The following is an 18,599-nucleotide window of genomic DNA, read 5'->3' as shown; positions in this document are numbered from 1 at the left end:
CAACACCACCTACGGCCAGATTGGCGTCAAGGTGTGGCTGTACAAGGGCGAGCGGCTGACGCCGCGCACCGGCCGCGAAGAGGAATTTGGCGGCAGCGGCGGCGGTGGCCGCGACCGCGATCGCGACCGCGGTCCGCGTCGGCCCGGCGGCGATCGCCCAGGAGCACGAGGCTAAACATCATGTTGATGCCGAAGAAAGTGAAGTATCGCAAGCAGCAGCGCGGCCGCATGCGCGGCAAGGCCTATCGCGGCTCCGCCGTGACGTTCGGCGAATTCGGGCTGCAGGCGATGGAGCCGGCTTGGGTGACCAATCGGCAGATCGAGGCCGCACGCGTGGCGATCACGCGCTCGATGAAGCGTGGCGGCAAGATGTGGATTCGCGTGTTCCCGGACAAGCCGGTGACCAAGAAGCCGGCCGAGACCCGTATGGGCAAGGGCAAGGGCTCGCCCGAGTTCTGGGTCGCGGTGATCAAGCCGGGACGCGTGCTGTTCGAGGTCGAAGGGATCACTCGGGTCGTGGCACAGGCGGCGCTCAAGCTCGGCGCTTCCAAGCTTCCGATCCGGACGCGGTTCGTGGTGCGGCACGAGCTTGGAGGGGACTGACGTGTCCCAGGTGAAGGCGAGCGCGATGCGAGACAAGACGGCCGACGAGATCCGTCAACGCCTGGCCGAGCTGCGGGAGGAGCTGTTCAATCTCCGCTTCCGCAACTCCATGCGCCAGCTCGACAGCCCTCTGAAGATCCGGCAGGGCCGGCGGGAGATCGCCCGGCTGCTCACCGTGCTGCGTGAAAAGGAAGGCCAGAAGGTATGACCGAGGCGACGACCGCGGTGCGCAATCGCCGCAAGATCCGGCTGGGCAAGGTGGTCAGCGACCGCATGGACAAGACGGTCGTGGTGTCCATCGAGCGACTGGTCAAGCACCCGACGTACGGCCGCTACGTGCGTCGTCGGAACAAGTTCAAGGTCCATGACGAGAAGAACGAGTGTCGCGTGGGCGACATCATTCGATTCATGGAGACCCGGCCGCTGTCCAAGGACAAGCGCTGGCGCTTCCTCGAATTCGTCGAGCGTGCGAAATGATCCAGCTCAGGACCATGGTGACCGTCGCGGACAACTCGGGGGCCAAGCGCGCCCAGTGCATCAAGGTCCTCGGCGGCCATCACAAGCGCTACGGCCGCCTGGGCGACATCGTGGTGGTCGCGATCAAGGACGCGATCCCAGGCGCCGGAGTGAAGAAGGGCGACGTCGCGAAGGCGGTGGTAGTGCGCGCCGTCAAGGAAGGGCGCCGCAAGGACGGCTCATACATCCGATTCGACGAGAACGCCGTGGTGCTCATCAACGACGACAAGGAACCTCGCGGGACCCGCATCTTCGGGCCGGTGGCGCGCGAGCTGCGTGAGAAGGCGTTCATGAAGATCATTTCGTTGGCGCCGGAGGTGATCTGATGGCGGTCAAGATCCGCAAGGGCGACCAGGTGCAGGTCATCTCGGGCAACGACAAGGGCAAGGTCGGGCGCGTGCTCTCGGTGGACGACGTCAAGATGCGAGTCGTGGTCGAGAAGGTGAACTTCGTCAAGCGACACACCAAGCCGCGCCGCCAGGGCGTGCCCGGGGGGATCCTGGAGCGCGAGGCTCCGATCCACATCTCCAACGTGCAGCTCTACGACCCGAAGTCGGAGCGCGGGACGCGCGTCGGCATCCGGGTGCTCAAGGATGGTACGCGGGAGCGAATCTCGCGCGCGAGCGGCGAAACGCTGCCGAAGCCCGAGAAGGGCTGAGCGGTAAGGACAGGCGGCGCCCGAACACCAGGCTCGGGGGCGCCGCGAAGATGAGCCTGGAGAGCGAGACCGATGGCAGACGAGAAGAAGGCGAAAGGCGAGAAGGCCAAGGGCGAAGGCGCCAAGGCCAAGGGCGAAGGCGCCAAGCCCAAGGGCGAGGGGAAAGCCAAGCCCCAGGGCAAGGAAGGCGGCGGCAAGGCGGCCAAGGCCGCCAAGGAAGGCCCGGCGGCCGGTGCCACGCAGTCCGCGCGTCCGCGCGCTCCGAAGGAGAAGCCGAGGCTCGCGACCTTCTATCAGGAGACGGTGAAGCCCGCGCTGATGGAGAAGTTCAAGTACTCGAGTTCGATGCAGGCGCCGCGCTTCGAGAAGATCGTGATCAACATGGGCGTGGGCGACGCCATCCAGGACCAGAAGCTCCTCGAAGGAGCGGTGGTCGAGCTCACGCAGATCAGCGGGCAGAAGCCGTCGATTCGCCGCGCGAAGAAGTCGATCTCGAACTTCAAGCTGCGCGAAGGCGTCCCGATCGGCTGCAAGGTGACGCTGCGCGGGTCACGGATGTTCGAGTTCTACGATCGCCTGATCAATGTCGCCGTGCCGCGGATTCGCGACTTCCGGGGATTGAGCCCGCGCGCGTTCGACGGGCGCGGGAACTACACCATGGGTTTCACGGAGCAGATCATCTTTCCCGAGATCAACTACGACAAGATTCAGAAGGTGCGCGGGATGGACGTGACCATCGTCACCAGCGCTCGGAACGACGAAGAGGGGCGTGAGCTGCTGAGGCTCATGCGCATGCCCTTCCGGCTGCGCTGACAGGAGGAGTCGTGGCGAAGAAGTCGATCATCGAGAAGTGGAAGCGGACGCCCAAGTTCAAGGTCCGCGCCTACACCCGCTGCCATCGCTGCGGGCGTCCGCGCGCGTTCCTGCGTGACTTCGGGCTGTGCCGCATCTGCTTCCGCGAGCTGGCGCTGTCGGGACAGATCCCGGGCGTCGTGAAGTCGAGCTGGTAGGCATCCCGGCGAATCGAGGAGCCGGGCCCTCGGGGCTCGGATCCAGGAGGCATCATGGCAGTCAGTGATCCCGTCGCGGACTTCCTGACCAGCGTGCGTAACGCGATCCGCGCCAAGCAACGCAAGGTCGACGTCCCGCTGTCGCGTCTCAAGGCCGAGATTGCGAAGGTGCTCATGAAGGAGCGCTACATCAACAACTTCAAGGTCGTCGAAGGCGAAGGCCGCGACACCCTGCGCGTCTACCTGCGTTACGCCGGCGACGACACGCCGGTGATCACCGGCATTCGCCGGGTCAGCACGCCGGGCCGCCGGGTCTACGTCAACAAGACCCTCGTGCCCAAGGTGAGGGGCGGCATGGGAACGACCGTCGTGTCCACCTCTCGTGGATTGATGACCGACCGTGAGGCGCGCGACGCGGGTCTCGGCGGCGAGATCGTCTTCCAGGTCTGGTAGGAGGAGTCATGTCGAGAGTCGGCAAGCTGCCGGTGACGATCCCGTCGGGAGTCACCGTCGCCGTCGAGGCCAGCATGGTGCGGGTCAAGGGCCCGAAGGGCGAGCTCGAGCATCCGATCCTGGACGGCACGCAGGTGGTGGTCGAAGGCGGCGAAGCGAAAGTCAGCTCCGAGCGCGTGCGCCGCAATCCGGCGTTCGGGACGATGCGCGCGAAGATCTTCAACATGGTCACCGGCGTCACCACCGGATTCAGCCGGACCCTGGAGATCGTCGGCACCGGCTATCGCGCCAGCATGGACGGCAAGAATCTCGTGCTCCAGGTCGGCTACTCGCACCCGGTCGTGTTCGAGCCGCCGGCAGGAATCACGATCAAGACGGAAAGCCCCACCAAGGTCGTGGTGAGCGGCGCGGACAAGGGCGCGGTCGGTCAGGTGGCGGCCGACATCCGCGCGGTCCGTCCGCCCGAGCCGTACAAGGGGAAGGGCATCAAGTACGAGGGCGAGTACATCCGGCGCAAGGCCGGCAAGGCGGCGGGAGCGACGTCATGAGCGGACGACACGACAAGAAGGAGTTGCGCCAGATCAGGCATCTGCGGATTCGCAGAAAAATTCGCGGGACCTCGGCGCGGCCGCGGCTCTCGGTGTATCGCAGCTCGATCCACATCTACGCGCAGCTCGTCGACGACGTGAAGGGCGTCACGATCGCGTCGGCCAGCAGCCGTGAAGATGTGCAGTCCAAAGTCGAAGGCAAGGGCCGGGTCGCGGTCAGTGGAGCGGTGGGCAAGCTCCTGGCCGAGCGCGCCAAGGCCAAGGGCATCACTCAGGTTTCGTTCGACCGTGGCGGATTCCTCTACCACGGCCGAGTCAAGGCGTTGGCCGACGGCGCTCGCGCCGGCGGACTGGAATTCTAGGAGGCGTCGACGTGCGAGGGTCCGAAGCGGCCAAGTCCGAGTATCTGGAACGCGTCATCAGCGTCAATCGCTGCGCCAAGGTCGTCAAAGGCGGGCGGCGGTTCTCGTTCAACGCCATCGTGGCGGTCGGGGATCAGAAGGGGCGCGTGGGCGTCGGTCTGGGCAAGGCCAACGAAGTGGCGGACGCCATCCGCAAGGCGGGCGAAGCCGCGAAGAAGGACATGTTCGTGGTGCCGGTCACCCGCGGTGGCTCGGTGCCTCACCAGATCGTGGGGCACTTCGGCGCCGGCGAGGTGTTGCTCAAGCCCGCGGCGCCAGGCACCGGCGTGATCGCCGGAGCGGGCGTCCGTGCGGTGCTCGAGGCCGCGGGCATTCAAAACGTGCTCACCAAGTGCATGGGGTCGCGCAACCCACACAACCTTGTGCGCGCCACGGTCGAAGGCCTCCGTCGTCTGCGGCGCCCTTCCGACGTGGCCGCGCTGCGGGGCATTCCGATGGCGGAGCTGATGGGACGCCGGGGAGGCGCGGATGGCGCGTAAGCTGAGAATCCGCCGGGTACGGAGCACCAGCGGCCGCCAGGCCGATCAGCGGGCCACCGTGGCTGCGCTCGGTCTCACCCGGCTGCAGCAGGTCGTCGAGCACGATGACACCCCCCAGATCCGGGGAATGATCTTCAAGGTCCGCCACCTCGTCGAGGTGGAGGACGTTCGCCAGGGGAAGTAGCGCATGCGATTGGGAGCGATCCATCCGGCGGCGGGCTCGACCCGCCCCTCGAAGCGCCGCGGCAAGGGCGCGGCCTCCGGCCTGGGCGGCACCGCGGGCAAGGGGCACAAGGGGAAGAAGGCGCGCGCAGGCGGCAAGATTCCGGCGTGGTTCGAGGGCGGTCAGATGCCCCTTCAGCGCCGGACCCCCAAGCGTGGATTCACCAACCACACGCGCGTCGAGTACCAGCCGGTGGCCGTGGCGCGCCTGGAAGCGGCCGAGGCCGGGACGGTCGTCGACCGCGACTGGCTGAAGAAGGCCGGGCTGGTGCGAGGCAAGAAGCCCGTGAAGCTGCTCGGTGGTGGACAGGTGAAGGTGGCGTTGACGGTGCGCGTGGACGCCGCGAGTGAGTCGGCCCGCAAGGCAATCGAAGGCGTGGGCGGCAAGGTGGAGACGCCGGTCCGGTCCTAAGGGGAGTCATGCTCGAGAAGTTTCGCAACATTCTCGCCGTGCCCGAGCTGAAGCGGAGGATCCTTTTCACGCTCGGCTTGTTCGCGATCTATCGCCTGGGCGAGCACATGCCCTCGCCCGGCGTCAACGCGCAGGCCCTGGCAGGAGCCTTCGAGAGCCAGCGCGGAACGCTGTTCGGGCTCTACGACTTCTTTGTCGGCGGCGCGTTCTCGCGCGCCACGGTGTTCGCGCTCGGCATCATGCCGTACATCTCGTCGTCGATCATCCTCCAGCTCCTCGGCGCGGTGGTGCCTTATCTCGAGAAGCTGCGCAAGGAAGGCGAAGAGGGTCAGAAGAAGATCACGCAGCTCACCCGTTACGGCACGGTGCTGATCTCCATCATCCAGTCGTACGCCTACAGCGTCTTCCTGGTGAACATGGGGGCGTCCGAGGGCGTCACCGTCGTGCCGAACCCCGGGCCGATGTTCGTGCTGTCCACCATCATCACCCAGACCGCCGGCACGATCTTCGTGATGTGGCTGGGCGAGAAGATCACCGAGCACGGCATCGGAAACGGCATCTCGCTGATCATCTTCGTGAACATCATCGGCCGCCTGCCCAACTCGCTGGCCGCGGGCTACGACACCTTCCGCGCCGGCTCGATCAGCCTGATGGCGATCCTGGCGGTGCTCGTGATCATGATCGGCGTGATCGCGTCGGTGATCCTCATGACCCAGGCCAGCCGCAAGATCCCGGTGCAGTACGCCAAGCGGATCGTCGGGCGCCGGATGTACGGAGGCGCCAACACCCACATCCCGCTGCGGGTGAACACCGCGGGGGTCATCCCGATCATCTTCGCGCTCTCGGTCATGAGCCTGCCGGCGGCGGTCGCGGGATTCGTGCCGCCCAACCATCCGCTGGCGGCCATGGGAGCCTGGTTCGCGCCGACCAGCCTGGTCTACAACGTGCTGTACGGATTGATCATCGTGTTCTTCACCTATTTCTATACGGCGGTCGTGCTCAACCCCAACGATCTGGCGGAGAACATCCGCAAGTACGGCGGCTTCGTGCCCGGCATTCGCCCGGGCGCCAAGACCGCGGAGTACATCGATCAGGTCCTGTCGCGCATCACGCTTCCAGGAGCCATCTTCCTGGCGCTGGTCGCGATCGTGCCCGACCTCCTCATCATGTCGATGGGGCTGCCGTTCCTCGACTTCGGCGGAACCAGCGTGCTGATCGTCGTGGGCGTGGCGCTCGACACCCTGCAGCAGGTGGAGTCGCACTTGTTGATGCGTCATTACGAAGGCTTCGTCAAGCGCGGCCGGATCCGCGGCCGTCAAAGGATGTGAGCATGCGCCTGGTGCTCCTCGGTCCTCCCGGCGTCGGGAAGGGAACTCAAGGCCGTCGACTGGCGGCTCACCATCGCTGGGCGTTGATCTCGACCGGCGAGATCCTGCGCGATGCCGTGGCGCGCCAGACTCCGCTCGGGCTCGAGGCGCGCAACCGGATGGACAACGGTCTCCTGGTGCCCGACGAGGTGATGATCGGGCTGGTGCGCGATCGCAGCGCCGAGGAGGACGCAGCCGAGGGGTTCGTGCTGGACGGCTTCCCGCGCACCGTGCCGCAGGCCGACGCGCTCGACTCGATGCTGCAGTCGCGCGGGCAGCGGCTCGACGCCGCGGTCGGGCTCGACGCGCCTCAGGAAGAGCTGGTGCGGCGGCTCAGCGCTCGGCGCGAGTGCCCGGTGTGCAAGCGCGCCTACAACCTGATCACGGCGCCGCCCAGGAACGACCAGGAGTGCGACGACCATCCGGGAACCGTGCTCACGCAGCGAGAGGACGACAAGGAAGAGACGGTGCGGCGCCGGCTCGAAGTCTACGAAGAACAGACCGCGCCGCTGCTGAGCTATTACCGGGGCCAGGGCCGGCTGCGAATGATTCCGGCGACAGGTCCGGTGGATGACGTCTATCACTCGCTCTCCCAGGCGCTGGGCTGTTAGGTGAGCGACGTGGCAGTGCATCTCAGGGATCGGGACGAAGTCGAGGCGATTCGAGCGGCCGCCCAGGTGGTGGCGCGCACGCTTCAGTTGATGCATCGGGAGGTGCGACCCGGAGTGACGACGATCGAGCTGGACCGGCTGGCGGAGGAGTTCATTCGCAGTCACGGCGGCCGTCCGTCGTTCAAGGGTTATCGCGGATTCCCGGCCAGCATCTGCTCGTCGGTCAACGACCAGGTCGTGCACGGCATTCCAGGACCACGGGAGCTGCGCGAGGGAGACATCGTCGGCATCGACGTGGGCGTCGAGCTCGAGGGTTACCACGGCGACGCGGCGTGGACGTTCCCGGTGGGTGAGGTGAGCGAGCAGGCGCAGCGCCTGCTGAAGGTGACGCGCGAGGCGCTGGACCGGGGCATCGCCCAGGCGCGGCCGGGAGGACGGATCGGCGACATCTCGCACGCGGTGCAGTCGCACGTCGAAGCGGCGGGTTTCTCGGTGGTGCGCGAGCTGGTGGGACACGGGATCGGACGCGAGATGCACGAGGAGCCGCAGGTGCCCAACTACGGGGCGCCGGGCCGTGGCCCGCGGCTGATGGTGGGGCAGGTGCTGGCGATCGAGCCGATGGTGAACATCGGCGGCGCCGAGGTCGTGACGGGAAGCGACGGATGGACCATTGCCACGCGGGATGGGAGCCTGAGCGCGCATTTCGAGCACACCGTGGCGGTGGGGGGGACGGGGCCGGTGATTCTCTCCGACCCCGATGGGCTCTCTGGCTGAAGGGGGTGCGGTTGGCCAAGGAAGAGGGCATTCAGGTCGAGGGAACCGTGATCGAGCCGTTGCCCAACGCGATGTTCCGCGTGGAATTGGAGAACGGACACAAGGTGCTGGCCCATATCTCGGGAAAGATGCGGATGCACTTCATTCGCATCCTTCCGGGCGACAAAGTGACGGTGGAGCTGTCGCCCTACGACCTGAGCCGCGGGCGGATCGTATACCGCTACAAGTAGGACGCCCCGAAGCCGGGACGACGGAGACACGATGAAAGTCAGAAGCTCGGTAAAGAAGATCTGCGAGCACTGCAAGATCGTGCGTCGCAAAGGCGTGATCCGCGTGATCTGCAAGCGCAATCCGCGGCACAAGCAGCGTCAGAAGTAAGAGGAGGTTCGCGTGGCACGAATTGCAGGCGTCGATCTTCCCGCTGACAAGCGGATCGAGACCGCGCTCACCTACATCTACGGCATCGGGAACACGACCGCGCGCCGCATCCTGGGCGCGACCGGGGTGGCCGCCGACATTCGCGTCAAGAACCTGAGCGACGAAGACGTCGGCAAGCTGCGCACGGTGATCGAGCGCGAATACAAGGTGGAAGGCGCGCTCCGCGGCGAAGTGTCCATGAACATCAAGCGTCTGATGGACATCGGCGCCTACCGCGGGCTGCGGCATCGCCGCAACCTGCCGGTGAGGGGCCAGCGCACCAAGACCAATGCACGCACCCGCAAGGGTCCCAAGAAGACCGCGGGCGTGATGAAGAGGCCGGCGTCGGCTGCCAAGCCGGCGCCCAAGAAGTAGCGTCCCGTCGCGGGGCGCTCAAGAGTCGATGGAGGTGTAAAGAGTGGCAACCGGCAAGAAGCGCGATCGGCGGGTGAGCGCCAACGGAGTGGCTCACGTCCAGGCCAGCTTCAACAACACGATCGTCACGATCACCGACCAGGACGGCAACGTGGTTACGTGGGCCAGCGCGGGCAAGGTGGGTTTCAAGGGCTCTCGCAAGAGCACGCCTTTCGCCGCTCAGGTGGCGGCGGAAGCCTGCGCGCGTGAGGCGCAGAACCTGGGCATGAAGCGCGTCGAGGTCTGGGTGAAGGGCCCGGGCTCCGGCCGCGAAGCCGCCATCCGCTCGCTCCAGGCCGCGGGCCTCGAGATCTCGGCCATCAAGGACGTCACTCCCATCCCGCACAATGGCTGCCGCCCGCCCAAGCGGCGGCGGGTCTAGGAGGCTCCATGGCGGTCTATCACGACGCGCGATGCCGGCTGTGCCGCAGAGAGGGAGGCAAGCTCTTCCTCAAGGGCACCCGGTGCTTTTCCGACAAGTGCGCCATCGAGCGCCGCAACTATCCACCCGGAGAGCACGGCAAAGGGCGCCGGGTGAAAGAGACCAACTACGGGCAGCAGCTGCGCGAGAAGCAGAAGGCACGGCGCATCTACGGCATCATGGAGCGCCAGTTCCGCCACTTCTTCACCAAGTCGGCCGAGACCCGCGGGGTCACCGGCGAGGTGCTGCTGCAGATGCTCGAGCGCAGGCTCGACAACGTCGCTTACCGGCTCGGGCTCGCGCCTTCGCATGCGGCGGCGCGACAGCTGGTGCGGCACGGCCACCTGCAGGTGAACGGCCGCAAGGTCAGCATTCCTTCGTTCCAGGTGAAAGCGGGCGATGAAGTCACGGTGCGCGAGAAGAGCAAGAAGCTCGCGGTGGTCCTCACCACGCTGGAGTCCCGCAAGGGCCAGGACCTGCCCGAGTGGCTCAGCCTCGACGCGGGGGCGCTGACCGGCCGCGTGCTGAGCGTGCCGACACGAGGCTCGATCTCGACCCCGATCAACGAGCAGTTGATCGTCGAATTCTATTCCAAGTAGACAACTGCCTTCCCGAAGGAGGCTGCGGATGAAGTGGAAGAACCTCACGATGCCGAAGCAGGTCATGCCCGACGGGGGCAATACCGATCGCTACGGCAAGTTCACGATCGAGCCGCTCGAGCGGGGATTCGGCCTGACGCTGGGAAACGCTTTGCGCCGGGTGCTGCTGTCGTCCCTGCAGGGGGCCGCCATCACGGCCGTTCGGATCGATGGGGTGCTGCACGAGTTCTCGACGCTCCCGGGCGTCATCGAGGACGTCACCGAGATCATCCTCAACCTGAAGCAGGTGCGTCTGAAGCTTCTCGGGGATGGCCCCAAGAAGGGCACTTTCGAGATGCGCGGCAAGGGCGAGGTTCGTGCCGGCGATCTGCAAGTGGACGGCGAGGTGGCGGTGCTGAATCCCGATCTCCACGTCGCGACCCTCAACAAGGACGGCGACCTCCGCATGGAGGTGGAGATCGACGGCGGACGCGGCTACGTCTCGGCCGACCAGCACTCGCAGACCGAGCGCCCGATCGGCGTGATCCCGATCGACTCGTTGTTCTCGCCGGTGCTCAAGGTCAACTACAACGTCGAGACCACGCGTCTCGGCCAGCGCATCGACTACGACAAGCTCACCATCGAGGTGTGGACCGACGCCAGCATCCTGCCTTCCGACGCGGTCGCGGTCGCGGCGAAGATCCTGCGTGACCACTTCAACCTCTTCATCCACTTCGAGGAGCCGATCGAGGAGGAAGTCGAGGAAGAGGTCAACGAAGACATCCTTCGCATCCGCCGACTGCTCGAGAAGAGCGTGGAAGAGCTCGAGCTCTCGGTGCGCTCCAGCAACTGCCTGCGCGCCGCCGAGATCAAGAACATCGGCGACCTGGTGCAGAAGAGCGAAGGCGAGATGCTCAAGTACCGCAACTTCGGCCGCAAGTCGCTCAAGGAGATCCAGGACATCCTCGGAGAGATGGGCCTGGCTTTCGGGATGGACGTCACGCCGTACTACGAAGGGAAGACCCCGGTCAGGCTCGACGCATAGTCAATGCAGCGAGGAGCGACGAAGCCAACGCAGTGACCGGTTTCGAGAGCATCCATAGAGAGGGAGTCATGAGGCACCGCAGAGACCATCGAAAGCTCAGCCGGACAGCGGCGCATCGTCGCGCGCTGCTGCGGAATCTGGTGACGGCTCTGTTTCAGTACGAGCGCATCGAGACCACCGTGGCCAAGGCCAAGGAAGCCCGGCGACTGGCGGAGCGCCTGATCACCTTTGCGAAGCGAGGAGACGTCTCGGCTCGCCGTCACGTCACCCGCTTCGTCACGCGCCCTGCGGTGACGAGCAAGCTGTTCGACACGATCGCTCCCTGGTACACGGAACGTGCCGGTGGCTACACCCGCATTCTGCGCATCGGACATCGCCTCGGCGATGCGGGGGAGACCGCTTACCTCGAGCTGGTGAAGAGCGCCGAGCAGAAGGAGAAGGAGCGCAAGGATCGCGAGGCGGTCGAAGCGGCCAAGGCCGGCAAGGCGGGTAAGGAAGCCAGGGCGGGCAAGGCGAAGGAAAAGGCCGCCAAGGGCGAAGCTGCCGAAGAAACCAAGCCGAAGCGTCGTGGCCGCAAGGGCGACGGTCCGCCGGAGCCCGCAGCACCGGCGAAGAAGACCCGCCGGGGTACGGTCAAGACCGGCTAGAGGGCATCAGCGAAGCGAAGCGACCTCGCTTCGCTTCGCCTCGCCGACTTGTAGAGAACCTTCGAGGCCAGGCTTCGTCGCGCGCCAAGTCCGTGCGGGGACAGCCTCCTCGAGACACACCCGGTCTCCCAAGGCGTGCTTGGCGCACATGGCGCACATGTGAAGCCCTCGTTAAGCAAAACTGCGCCGGCGCAGTTTTGTGACATTTCCATAACATGCGAGGCCGGCGGGGATCGTCAGTCCACCCCTCAATTTCCGCGACCAGAGTCGCGGATCCCAGTCGCGGTCGCGGTCTGGCTGGTCTTCCGCACTGAGAAGCCGATCGCGGTGACGGTCTTGTCGGCCTTCGGCACTGAGAAGCCGATCGCGGTGACGGTCCTGTCGGCCTTGGGCACTGAGAAGCCGATCGCGGTGACGGTCTTGTCGGTCTTCGGCACTGAGAAGCTGATTGCGGTCGCGGTCGGGCTGGCCTTCGGCACTGAGAAGCTGATTGCGGTCGCGGTCGGGCCGGCCTTCGGCACTGAGAAGCTCGTCCGCAACTCTCGATTCCTCAAGTCCGAGCGCTGGCTGGCCGATGACACGCGCGTGGGCTCGGCCCACAAATCCCATGAGCGTGTTCGGAGTAGGATCTTCGCGGCCTGATCATCCGGCCGGCGCCACGCCTTCCCAGAAGCCCGATCCGGGCAAGGCCGGAGGCGCGGCCGGACTCCTGGTGACCCTCAGGTCCGACACCCGTCGCGAGTCGCGCCACGTGGCGATCGGCCTCGGCCTCCTGATCCTGGTGAGCGCGGTGCTGCTCAACTTCGGCATCTACCAGGGCACTCAGGCCCAGCTCGTCCAGCAGCGCTGGGAGCGGCTCACCCGCAAAGTCGACCTGACACGCGAGCAGATTCGGCAGATGTTCGCCACGTTCGAGCGTCAGCTCCATTTCATGGCCGAGGAGCGGCGTTTCGCCGCCTGGGTCCGCGGAGCGATGGAAGGAAGCCTCGACGACTCGGGCCGCCGCGAGCTGACCGACGAGCTTGCGCGCGCCGCGCAGGTCTTCGGGCTCGACCATGTCATGATCCTGAGCCCCGAGGGCGTCCCGCTCGCCGCCGTCTCGCGCGACTCGCTGCTGCCGTCCGGGCATGCCGAGCTGGTGCAGCGGCTGGCCGAGGGACAGCGCCCCTGGGTCGCCGACCTGCATCCCGATCTCGACGGTCATCGGGTCTACGAGATCGCCGTGCAGATGCCCGGCGCCGCCTTCGCGGGGCGCGTGCCGGTCCTGATCGCCGCGGCCGATGCCGAGGCGCGGCTGATCCCTCTGCTCAACGACTGGTCGGATCTCGGCACGGCGGCCTATGCGTTCCTCGTGCGCCCGCAGGGAAACCAGATTCGCTATCTGACGTCGCCCGATCAGCGCCACGTCGTGGCGCCGGGCGCGTCCGTTCCGATGTCCGAAATGGCGGCCCGCCCCGCGGCGATGGCGGCCACCGGGATCGAATCGAGCATCGAGCAGGTATCGCAGGGCGCCGAGCCCTACTGCGCGGTGACCCGCTTCATTCCCGAGCTCGGCTGGGGGTTGGTGGCGCGCGCGGAGCGTGGCTACGTCATGTCCGGCATGAAGGGGACGGTCGGCAAGCTCCTGGCCATGGACCTCGCCATCCTGCTGGGCGCCGCGCTGCTGATCTGGCAATGGCGCCGCAGCTATTCGCGAGGCATCGCCAAGCACGAGAGTCTCGTGACCCACCGTCACGCCGAGCGCGTGCAGGCGATCTTCGACGCGGCGTTCGACGCGATCGTCACCTTCGATCGCGCCGGACGCGTGCGGACCGTCAATCGGGCGGGAGAGGAGCTGTTCGGCCGCGTCGCCGCCAACATGGAGGGGCAGCCGCTCCACCGCATCCTGCGCTGGAGCGGAACCGGTGACGACGGGCGGAAGCACGAGCTGCCGACCGCCGGGGCCGTGCGCATCGCCAATGCCCTGCGACCCGACGGCCAGACCATCCCCACCGAGCTGTCGCTCGGCGAGTCCGGAGAAGGCGACGAGCTGCTCTACACGGCGATCGTGCGCGACATCCGCGATCGCGTCGAAGCCGAGCGTCAGATCCAGTCCTTCGCCGAGGGCCTCGAGGTCTCCAACCGGCGCCTGGAAGAGGTCAACGCCCAGCTCGAGGAGGCCTCGCGGCTCAAGAGCGAGTTCCTCGCCAACACCTCGCACGAGCTGCGCACGCCGCTCAACGGCATGATGGGCTTCCTGCAGCTCGTCCTCGACGGCTTGTGCCAGAACCCGGCCGAAGAGCGCGACTTCCTCAAGCAGGCGCTGCAGTGCTCGCGCCATCTGCTGAACCTCATCAACGACGTGCTGGATATCGCCCGTATCGAAGCCGGCAAGCTCTCGCTCGACATCCAGCGGATCGACATCGCCACGCTCTTCCAGGAAGTTCGAACCGTCACCCACGTGCAGGCGGCGCAGAAGGACGTGCGGCTGACGTTCGTGGAGCCGGACGATCAACGGACCGCGGTGCGCTGCGACCTCAACAAGGCCAAGCAGGTCCTGATCAACCTGGTCGGCAACAGTCTCAAGTTCACCTCGAAAGGGAGCATCACCGTGCGCGCGATCCCGCATCCCGCGCTGGGTCACGTGCGGTTCGAGGTCGCCGACACCGGCATCGGCATTCCTCGCGAGCAACAGGCCATCATCTTCGAGAAGTTCGCGCAGGGCGACGGCAGCACGACGCGCAAGTACGGCGGCGCCGGCCTGGGTCTCGCGATCTCGAAGAGCCTGGTCGAGCTGATGGGCGGCGTGATCGGCGTTCAGAGCGAGGGACGCGGTCACGGAACCACCATGTACTTCTCGCTCCCGGCGTGGAGCGATCAGGTCGCCGTCGCCGAGCCCGGGGACGACACCACGCTGGACTTGATCGACGGGCCGGCCGGGGGCGCGCTGGTGCTGGTGGTCGAGGACGACCCGGTTTTCCGGAAGTTCGTGACCGCGGTGCTCCACCAGCACGGCTATCGGACGATCGAGGTGGCGAACGCGGAAGCCGGGTGGGTGAGGGTCCGCCGCCTGCGCCCGGCCATCGTCGTGCTGGACTACGCGCTCAGCTGCAGCGAAGGCGCCGGCCTCCGCACCGGCTGGGACCTGGCCGAGCGCATCTGCAGCGATCCCGAGACCCGCCACACGCCCGTCCTCTTCGTGACCGGCTTCGAGAACGAGGTGCGCGAGAAGCTCACGGCCACCGCGTTCGCGCGCAAGCCCTCCCACCTGGTGAAGCCCATCGAGCCCGCGGCCCTGGTCAGCAAGGTCGAGGAGCTCGTGGCCGGCGTGTCGGGGCGGCAGGTCCGCATCCTGATGGCGGAGGACGATCCGGGAGTCACCGCGTTCGTGCGCAAGGTGCTTCCCGAGCAACGCTTTCACATGGAGATCGCCATCAACGGCGAGGAATGCCTGCACATTCTCCACACCCAACCCAACGGGTTCGACCTGCTGCTGCTCGACCTGATGATGCCCGGCGTCAGCGGCTACGACGTTCTGCGCGACATGACCCTGTCGAATACCGCGAGCAAGATCCCGGTCGTGGTCTTCACCAACTGCCCCGAGCCTCGCAACGAGGAAGAGCGGCGCCTGCTCCAGGAAGGCCTGGTGCTCGACGTGATCGCCAAGTCCAGCGTGCACGACAATCCGCATCTCCTGACCCACCTGATCGACTGGCACTTGCAGGTCAAGCGCGAGAGCGCGGAGCCGCCGGAGCAGCAGGCGGAGGCGGCATGAAGCACGTGATGGTCGTCGAGGACGACCCGATCAACGCCGCGCTGTTCCGCATGCTGCTCGAGCGCCGCGGCGGCTGCCGGGTCACGGTGAGCGAGTCGCCCGAGGACGTCTTGCGGCTGGCACGCGAAGGCGTGGACGTCATCGTGATGGACATCTCGCTCAAGGGCTCGACCTATCAAGGCCGTCCCGTGACCGGCGTGGACCTCTGCCGGATGCTCAAGGCCAGCCCCGAGACGTCCGCGATCCCGGTGGTGCTGGCCACCGCCCACGCCATGCGCGGGGACGACGAGCGTCTCAAGGCGGAGAGCGGCGCAGACGACTACCTCTCCAAGCCCGTCGTCGATCACCAGGCCTTCATCACCCAGATCCAGCAGTGGCTCGAGCGGGACGCCGCTTGAGCGCTTCCGACAAAGCCAAAGTCCTCGTCGTCGAGGACGACGTCTACTTCCGGAGCGTGCTGCGGAAGCGGCTCGAGGCCGAGGAGTTCAAGGTCATGCAGGCCGGCGACGGCCGGGAAGGCATGAAGGCCATCGTCACCTGGGAGCCCGACGTCGTGATCTCCGACTGGATGATGCCCGAGGTGGATGGCCTCGAGCTGTGCCAATCGGTGAAGACCGGGCTCAAAGAGGCCGCGCCTTACTTCATCTTGCTCACGGCCAAGAGCGAGCTGAGCGATCGCCTGCTCGGGCTCCAGACCGGAGCCGACGACTATGTGGTCAAGCCCTGTGACCACCGCGAGATCCTGGCGCGCGTGCGTGGCGGTGTCCGTATCGTCCGGCTCACCCAGCAGCTGCGCGCCGCCGTCGCCGAGCTGGAGAGCGCGAACGCCGAGCTGAGCAGCCGGCGCAACCGGGATGCTCTCCCGGTTTGCTCCTGCTGCGGGCGTTCGCTCTCCGCGGATGCGTCCCGCCCCCCGAAACGGTAGACTTCCTCGCTTCGGTCGGCCTGTAGGGGGCCGCCCAATTGGCCCGCGGGCGAGGGGCCGTTCAAGGAGATTCCAAGGTGACACGCGCGATCACCGCGATGACTTCCACGCTGTTCCTCATGGCCTTCTCTGCTGGCGCCGGCGCCCAGACGAGTGACACGTCGATGGTCCATCTCGGTCCGCCGGAGGGCGGGACGGTGGCGTTCGTGGCATGGCCAGCCGGCAAGGCCGCGGCGCCCGGTGTCGTCGTGGTGCAGGAGTGGTGGGGACTCAACCACCAGATCCGTGACGTCGCGCGCCGCCTGGCGCGCGAAGGGTACGTCGCGATCGTTCCCGACCTCTATCACGGCAAGGTGGCGGTGGATGCCGAGCAGGCGCACGTGCTGGTGCGCGGGCTCGAAAACGAAACCGCCCTGGCCGATCTCGGGAACGCGATCCGCTGGCTGCGCGCGGAGCCTCGCGTCGGCAAGAAGAAGATCGGCGTGGTGGGGTTCTGCGTGGGCGGCGGGCTCGCTCAGGGGCTCGCCCTGAAGAGCGCCGAGATCAGCGCGGTGGTCATGTTCTACGGATCACCGGTGACCGACCCCAAGTCACTGGCGACGCTGCGTGCGCCTTTGCAGGGACACTTCGGCGAGACGGACGATGGCATCCCGATCGTCAAAGTCGAGGCTCTGAAGAAGGGGCTCAAGCAGGCCGGCAAGCCCGGCGAGGTCTTTCTGTACGCAGGGGCCGGCCATGCGTTCATGAACGATACGGGAGCCTCTTACCACCCCGACGCGGCGCGTCAGGCGTGGGCGCGGACCCTGGCGTTCTTCCAGAAGAACCTGCGGCGCGCCTGAGGCAATGCCCGCGCCGCTCGGGATCCTGTTGATCGGAGGGACGGGTTTCCTGGGTCACCACGTGGCCGCCGCGCTGATCGCGGCCGGCCACCAGGTGACGGTCCTGTCGCGCGGCACCCGTCAGGCTCCCGCCGGCGCCGAGTCGCTGATCGCGGAGCGCGGTGATCGCAAAGCACTCGGCCGTGCTCTCGAAGGCCGGCGCTTCGATCTCACCGTGGACTTCCTCGTCTACGACGCGCCGGACGTCGAGATCCTGCTGCTCGTTCCGTATGCCGCGCTGGGCCGCTACGTGATGATCTCGACCGGCCAGGTCTACCTCGTGACCGAAGGCGCGCGGGCGCCCTACCGCGAGGACGAGTCGGAAGGCACGCTCATTCCCGAGCCCGCGGACCCGGACTCCTACGAGCACGCCTCCTGGACCTACGGGGTGGCGAAGCGGCGCGCCGAGCAGACACTCCTCGGACTACGAGACACACACGGTGTCCGCACGGTGATCCTGCGGCTCCCCATCATTCAGGGAGAAGGCGATGGGTCGCGGCGGCTGTGGGCCTATCTCGAGCGCATGCTGGACGGCGGGCCGCTCGTGCTGCCCGACGGTGGCGGATCGCCCGCGCGCTTCGTGTACGCCGGTGATGTCGCGCGTCTGATCACCGGCTTCGCCACCGATCCACCGCGAAGCGCGGTCTACAACGTCGCGCAGCCCGATCTCGTTCCGGTGCGGGCGTTCCTCGATCAGGCCGGGCGGCTCGCCGGAGTGGCGCCGCGCATCGTCGATGCGACATGGGAGGAGTGCCGCGAGGCCGGCCTCGACGAGAGCTTCTCGCCTTACGCGGGGCGCTGGCGATCCACGCTCGATGCTTCGAAGGCCGCGACCGAGCTCGGGTTCCTGGGCTCGCGCACCGAGGAGTATCTGCCCGGGGTCGTGCGATGGCATCTCGAGCACCGGATGCCGAGCCACAGGGGCTATGCTCTGCGCGATCGCGAGATCGAGCTGGCCGCTCGGCTCGCGACCCGCGCGGGCCCGAGCGCATGAGCCTCGAGTTCGCGCGGGAAGCCGCCGAAACATGCCTTGCCCGCCTTCGTGCGGCTCGATAGACTGCTCCGCCTTGTTTTCACTCGGCGAGCCAGGTTCCGCGCCCCTCGAAGGCTCGGCCCGAGTCATTCCTCGGTAGCTCAACGGCAGAGCATCCGGCTGTTAACCGGAGGGTTGTAGGTTCGAATCCTACCCGAGGAGCCAGTTTGCGAAAGCCCCGGCCGCCATGGGCGCCGGGGCTTGTCGCTGACGGCCCCTCATGCTGGCGCGGCGGCGTAGCGCATGAGCATGACGCCCGAGGGAAAGGTCCTCGACTCGAACAAGTTCAGATTGACCCGCGTCCCGTCCGGGAACAGTTTCTTGCCCCCGCCGAGCGATACCGGGTAGAGGAGCAGGCGGTACTCGTCGACGAGATCCGCGGCGATCAGCGTGTGCGCCAGCACGCTGCTGC

The 18,599-nt window shown here is 66.8% G+C and carries 30 protein-coding genes and 1 tRNA gene; 30 read left to right on the top strand and 1 reads right to left on the bottom strand.

The features are described from left to right. Positions 1 to 180 precede the first annotated feature (180 nt). From rplP to VFQ05_07575, 30 genes are all read left to right on the top strand, one after another. The gene (rplP, locus tag VFQ05_07720; GenBank protein ID HET9326642.1) at positions 181 to 603 is read left to right on the top strand and encodes a 50S ribosomal protein L16; all 423 of its coding nucleotides are present in this window, start codon (positions 181 to 183) and stop codon (positions 601 to 603) included. 10 nt (positions 604 to 613) lie between these two features. After that, positions 614 to 811 carry a 50S ribosomal protein L29 gene (gene rpmC, locus VFQ05_07715; protein HET9326641.1) on the top strand — a complete coding sequence of 66 codons (198 nt, stop codon included), beginning with the start codon at positions 614 to 616 and terminating at the stop codon, positions 809 to 811. After that, complete coding sequence (gene rpsQ / locus VFQ05_07710) at positions 808 to 1,080, top strand: 30S ribosomal protein S17 (protein HET9326640.1); 273 nt, start codon at positions 808 to 810, stop codon at positions 1,078 to 1,080. Before rpmC ends, rpsQ begins: the two co-directional genes overlap by 4 nt. Continuing rightward, the gene (rplN, locus tag VFQ05_07705; protein ID HET9326639.1) at positions 1,077 to 1,445 is read left to right on the top strand and encodes a 50S ribosomal protein L14; all 369 of its coding nucleotides are present in this window, start codon (positions 1,077 to 1,079) and stop codon (positions 1,443 to 1,445) included. The genes rpsQ and rplN overlap by 4 nt, the downstream gene beginning before the upstream one ends. Then, positions 1,445 to 1,777 carry a 50S ribosomal protein L24 gene (gene rplX / locus VFQ05_07700; protein HET9326638.1) on the top strand — a complete coding sequence of 111 codons (333 nt, stop codon included), beginning with the start codon at positions 1,445 to 1,447 and terminating at the stop codon, positions 1,775 to 1,777. The genes rplN and rplX overlap by 1 nt, the downstream gene beginning before the upstream one ends. A gap of 72 nt (positions 1,778 to 1,849) precedes the next feature. After that, positions 1,850 to 2,590 (top strand): 50S ribosomal protein L5, encoded by a 741-nt coding sequence (rplE, locus tag VFQ05_07695; protein ID HET9326637.1) that lies wholly within the window; start codon positions 1,850 to 1,852, stop codon positions 2,588 to 2,590. Between the two features lie 11 nt (positions 2,591 to 2,601). After that, on the top strand, positions 2,602 to 2,787 hold the full coding sequence (locus VFQ05_07690) for a type Z 30S ribosomal protein S14 (protein HET9326636.1): 186 nt from the start codon (positions 2,602 to 2,604) through the stop codon (positions 2,785 to 2,787). A 54-nt stretch (positions 2,788 to 2,841) separates the two neighbouring features. Then, the gene (rpsH, locus tag VFQ05_07685; protein ID HET9326635.1) at positions 2,842 to 3,240 is read left to right on the top strand and encodes a 30S ribosomal protein S8; all 399 of its coding nucleotides are present in this window, start codon (positions 2,842 to 2,844) and stop codon (positions 3,238 to 3,240) included. An 8-nt stretch (positions 3,241 to 3,248) separates the two neighbouring features. Beyond that, positions 3,249 to 3,788 carry a 50S ribosomal protein L6 gene (gene rplF, locus VFQ05_07680; GenBank protein ID HET9326634.1) on the top strand — a complete coding sequence of 180 codons (540 nt, stop codon included), beginning with the start codon at positions 3,249 to 3,251 and terminating at the stop codon, positions 3,786 to 3,788. After that, entirely contained in the window at positions 3,785 to 4,150 is a 366-nt protein-coding gene (gene rplR / locus VFQ05_07675) for a 50S ribosomal protein L18 (protein ID HET9326633.1), read from the top strand. The genes rplF and rplR overlap by 4 nt, the downstream gene beginning before the upstream one ends. 11 nt (positions 4,151 to 4,161) lie before the next feature. Then, entirely contained in the window at positions 4,162 to 4,689 is a 528-nt protein-coding gene (gene rpsE, locus VFQ05_07670; GenBank protein HET9326632.1) for a 30S ribosomal protein S5, read from the top strand. Continuing rightward, complete coding sequence (gene rpmD, locus VFQ05_07665) at positions 4,679 to 4,873, top strand: 50S ribosomal protein L30 (protein HET9326631.1); 195 nt, start codon at positions 4,679 to 4,681, stop codon at positions 4,871 to 4,873. Before rpsE ends, rpmD begins: the two co-directional genes overlap by 11 nt. A 3-nt stretch (positions 4,874 to 4,876) precedes the next feature. Further along, on the top strand, positions 4,877 to 5,323 hold the full coding sequence (gene rplO, locus VFQ05_07660; protein HET9326630.1) for a 50S ribosomal protein L15: 447 nt from the start codon (positions 4,877 to 4,879) through the stop codon (positions 5,321 to 5,323). Positions 5,324 to 5,331: 8 nt separating this feature from the next. Continuing rightward, positions 5,332 to 6,651, top strand: coding sequence for a preprotein translocase subunit SecY (gene secY / locus VFQ05_07655; GenBank protein HET9326629.1), 1,320 nt, complete (start codon positions 5,332 to 5,334; stop codon positions 6,649 to 6,651). Positions 6,652 to 6,653: 2 nt separating this feature from the next. Then, complete coding sequence (locus VFQ05_07650) at positions 6,654 to 7,301, top strand: adenylate kinase (protein ID HET9326628.1); 648 nt, start codon at positions 6,654 to 6,656, stop codon at positions 7,299 to 7,301. Further along, a complete protein-coding gene (map, locus tag VFQ05_07645) occupies positions 7,302 to 8,075 on the top strand; it encodes a type I methionyl aminopeptidase (GenBank protein HET9326627.1) in 774 nt (257 codons plus the stop codon). An 11-nt stretch (positions 8,076 to 8,086) separates the two neighbouring features. Next, positions 8,087 to 8,305, top strand: coding sequence for a translation initiation factor IF-1 (gene infA, locus VFQ05_07640; GenBank protein ID HET9326626.1), 219 nt, complete (start codon positions 8,087 to 8,089; stop codon positions 8,303 to 8,305). A gap of 31 nt (positions 8,306 to 8,336) precedes the next feature. After that, positions 8,337 to 8,453 (top strand): 50S ribosomal protein L36, encoded by a 117-nt coding sequence (rpmJ, locus tag VFQ05_07635; protein ID HET9326625.1) that lies wholly within the window; start codon positions 8,337 to 8,339, stop codon positions 8,451 to 8,453. Positions 8,454 to 8,465: 12 nt separating this feature from the next. Further along, entirely contained in the window at positions 8,466 to 8,867 is a 402-nt protein-coding gene (gene rpsM, locus VFQ05_07630; protein HET9326624.1) for a 30S ribosomal protein S13, read from the top strand. 43 nt (positions 8,868 to 8,910) lie between these two features. Continuing rightward, positions 8,911 to 9,288 (top strand): 30S ribosomal protein S11, encoded by a 378-nt coding sequence (gene rpsK / locus VFQ05_07625; protein HET9326623.1) that lies wholly within the window; start codon positions 8,911 to 8,913, stop codon positions 9,286 to 9,288. An 8-nt stretch (positions 9,289 to 9,296) separates the two neighbouring features. Then, positions 9,297 to 9,926, top strand: a complete 630-nt coding sequence (rpsD, locus tag VFQ05_07620) for a 30S ribosomal protein S4 (GenBank protein ID HET9326622.1) — start codon at positions 9,297 to 9,299, stop codon at positions 9,924 to 9,926. Between the two features lie 28 nt (positions 9,927 to 9,954). Beyond that, a complete protein-coding gene (locus VFQ05_07615) occupies positions 9,955 to 10,950 on the top strand; it encodes a DNA-directed RNA polymerase subunit alpha (GenBank protein ID HET9326621.1) in 996 nt (331 codons plus the stop codon). Between the two features lie 68 nt (positions 10,951 to 11,018). Continuing rightward, positions 11,019 to 11,597: a 50S ribosomal protein L17 gene (gene rplQ / locus VFQ05_07610; protein HET9326620.1), complete on the top strand. Its 579-nt coding sequence runs from the start codon at positions 11,019 to 11,021 to the stop codon at positions 11,595 to 11,597. 159 nt (positions 11,598 to 11,756) lie between these two features. Continuing rightward, a complete protein-coding gene (locus VFQ05_07605; GenBank protein HET9326619.1) occupies positions 11,757 to 12,239 on the top strand; it encodes a hypothetical protein in 483 nt (160 codons plus the stop codon). Continuing rightward, the gene (locus tag VFQ05_07600) at positions 12,205 to 15,351 is read left to right on the top strand and encodes an ATP-binding protein (protein ID HET9326618.1); all 3,147 of its coding nucleotides are present in this window, start codon (positions 12,205 to 12,207) and stop codon (positions 15,349 to 15,351) included. Before VFQ05_07605 ends, VFQ05_07600 begins: the two co-directional genes overlap by 35 nt. After that, positions 15,348 to 15,749 carry a response regulator gene (locus VFQ05_07595; GenBank protein HET9326617.1) on the top strand — a complete coding sequence of 134 codons (402 nt, stop codon included), beginning with the start codon at positions 15,348 to 15,350 and terminating at the stop codon, positions 15,747 to 15,749. The genes VFQ05_07600 and VFQ05_07595 overlap by 4 nt, the downstream gene beginning before the upstream one ends. After that, on the top strand, positions 15,746 to 16,276 hold the full coding sequence (locus VFQ05_07590) for a response regulator (GenBank protein ID HET9326616.1): 531 nt from the start codon (positions 15,746 to 15,748) through the stop codon (positions 16,274 to 16,276). The genes VFQ05_07595 and VFQ05_07590 overlap by 4 nt, the downstream gene beginning before the upstream one ends. A gap of 77 nt (positions 16,277 to 16,353) precedes the next feature. Beyond that, a complete protein-coding gene (locus VFQ05_07585; GenBank protein HET9326615.1) occupies positions 16,354 to 17,115 on the top strand; it encodes a dienelactone hydrolase family protein in 762 nt (253 codons plus the stop codon). Between the two features lie 4 nt (positions 17,116 to 17,119). Further along, positions 17,120 to 18,148, top strand: coding sequence for an NAD-dependent epimerase/dehydratase family protein (locus VFQ05_07580; GenBank protein HET9326614.1), 1,029 nt, complete (start codon positions 17,120 to 17,122; stop codon positions 18,146 to 18,148). A 129-nt stretch (positions 18,149 to 18,277) separates the two neighbouring features. Next, positions 18,278 to 18,352, top strand: a tRNA-Asn gene (locus VFQ05_07575). 53 nt (positions 18,353 to 18,405) lie between these two features. On the opposite strand, the gene VFQ05_07570 is transcribed toward VFQ05_07575, so the two are convergent. After that, positions 18,406 to 18,599, bottom strand: a 194-nt coding sequence (locus VFQ05_07570) for a dihydrofolate reductase family protein (protein HET9326613.1), incomplete at its 5' end; no start/stop codon positions are given.

Source organism: Candidatus Eisenbacteria bacterium (assembly GCA_035712145.1).
Classification (GTDB): domain Bacteria; phylum Eisenbacteria; class RBG-16-71-46; order RBG-16-71-46; family RBG-16-71-46; genus DASTBI01.
This window is presented reverse-complemented; position numbering and strand designations above follow the sequence as displayed.

Coding starts and splice junctions, on each gene's coding strand:
- rplP (HET9326642.1), top strand. CDS start 181: ATGTTGATGCCGAAGAAAGTGAAGTATCGCAAGCAGCAGCGCGGCCGC.
- rpsQ (HET9326640.1), top strand. CDS start 808: ATGACCGAGGCGACGACCGCGGTGCGCAATCGCCGCAAGATCCGGCTG.
- rplN (HET9326639.1), top strand. CDS start 1,077: ATGATCCAGCTCAGGACCATGGTGACCGTCGCGGACAACTCGGGGGCC.
- rplX (HET9326638.1), top strand. CDS start 1,445: ATGGCGGTCAAGATCCGCAAGGGCGACCAGGTGCAGGTCATCTCGGGC.
- rplE (HET9326637.1), top strand. CDS start 1,850: ATGGCAGACGAGAAGAAGGCGAAAGGCGAGAAGGCCAAGGGCGAAGGC.
- rpsH (HET9326635.1), top strand. CDS start 2,842: ATGGCAGTCAGTGATCCCGTCGCGGACTTCCTGACCAGCGTGCGTAAC.
- rplF (HET9326634.1), top strand. CDS start 3,249: ATGTCGAGAGTCGGCAAGCTGCCGGTGACGATCCCGTCGGGAGTCACC.
- rplR (HET9326633.1), top strand. CDS start 3,785: ATGAGCGGACGACACGACAAGAAGGAGTTGCGCCAGATCAGGCATCTG.
- rpmD (HET9326631.1), top strand. CDS start 4,679: ATGGCGCGTAAGCTGAGAATCCGCCGGGTACGGAGCACCAGCGGCCGC.
- rplO (HET9326630.1), top strand. CDS start 4,877: ATGCGATTGGGAGCGATCCATCCGGCGGCGGGCTCGACCCGCCCCTCG.
- secY (HET9326629.1), top strand. CDS start 5,332: ATGCTCGAGAAGTTTCGCAACATTCTCGCCGTGCCCGAGCTGAAGCGG.
- VFQ05_07650 (HET9326628.1), top strand. CDS start 6,654: ATGCGCCTGGTGCTCCTCGGTCCTCCCGGCGTCGGGAAGGGAACTCAA.
- rpmJ (HET9326625.1), top strand. CDS start 8,337: ATGAAAGTCAGAAGCTCGGTAAAGAAGATCTGCGAGCACTGCAAGATC.
- rpsD (HET9326622.1), top strand. CDS start 9,297: ATGGCGGTCTATCACGACGCGCGATGCCGGCTGTGCCGCAGAGAGGGA.
- VFQ05_07615 (HET9326621.1), top strand. CDS start 9,955: ATGAAGTGGAAGAACCTCACGATGCCGAAGCAGGTCATGCCCGACGGG.
- rplQ (HET9326620.1), top strand. CDS start 11,019: ATGAGGCACCGCAGAGACCATCGAAAGCTCAGCCGGACAGCGGCGCAT.
- VFQ05_07600 (HET9326618.1), top strand. CDS start 12,205: ATGAGCGTGTTCGGAGTAGGATCTTCGCGGCCTGATCATCCGGCCGGC.
- VFQ05_07595 (HET9326617.1), top strand. CDS start 15,348: ATGAAGCACGTGATGGTCGTCGAGGACGACCCGATCAACGCCGCGCTG.
- VFQ05_07580 (HET9326614.1), top strand. CDS start 17,120: ATGCCCGCGCCGCTCGGGATCCTGTTGATCGGAGGGACGGGTTTCCTG.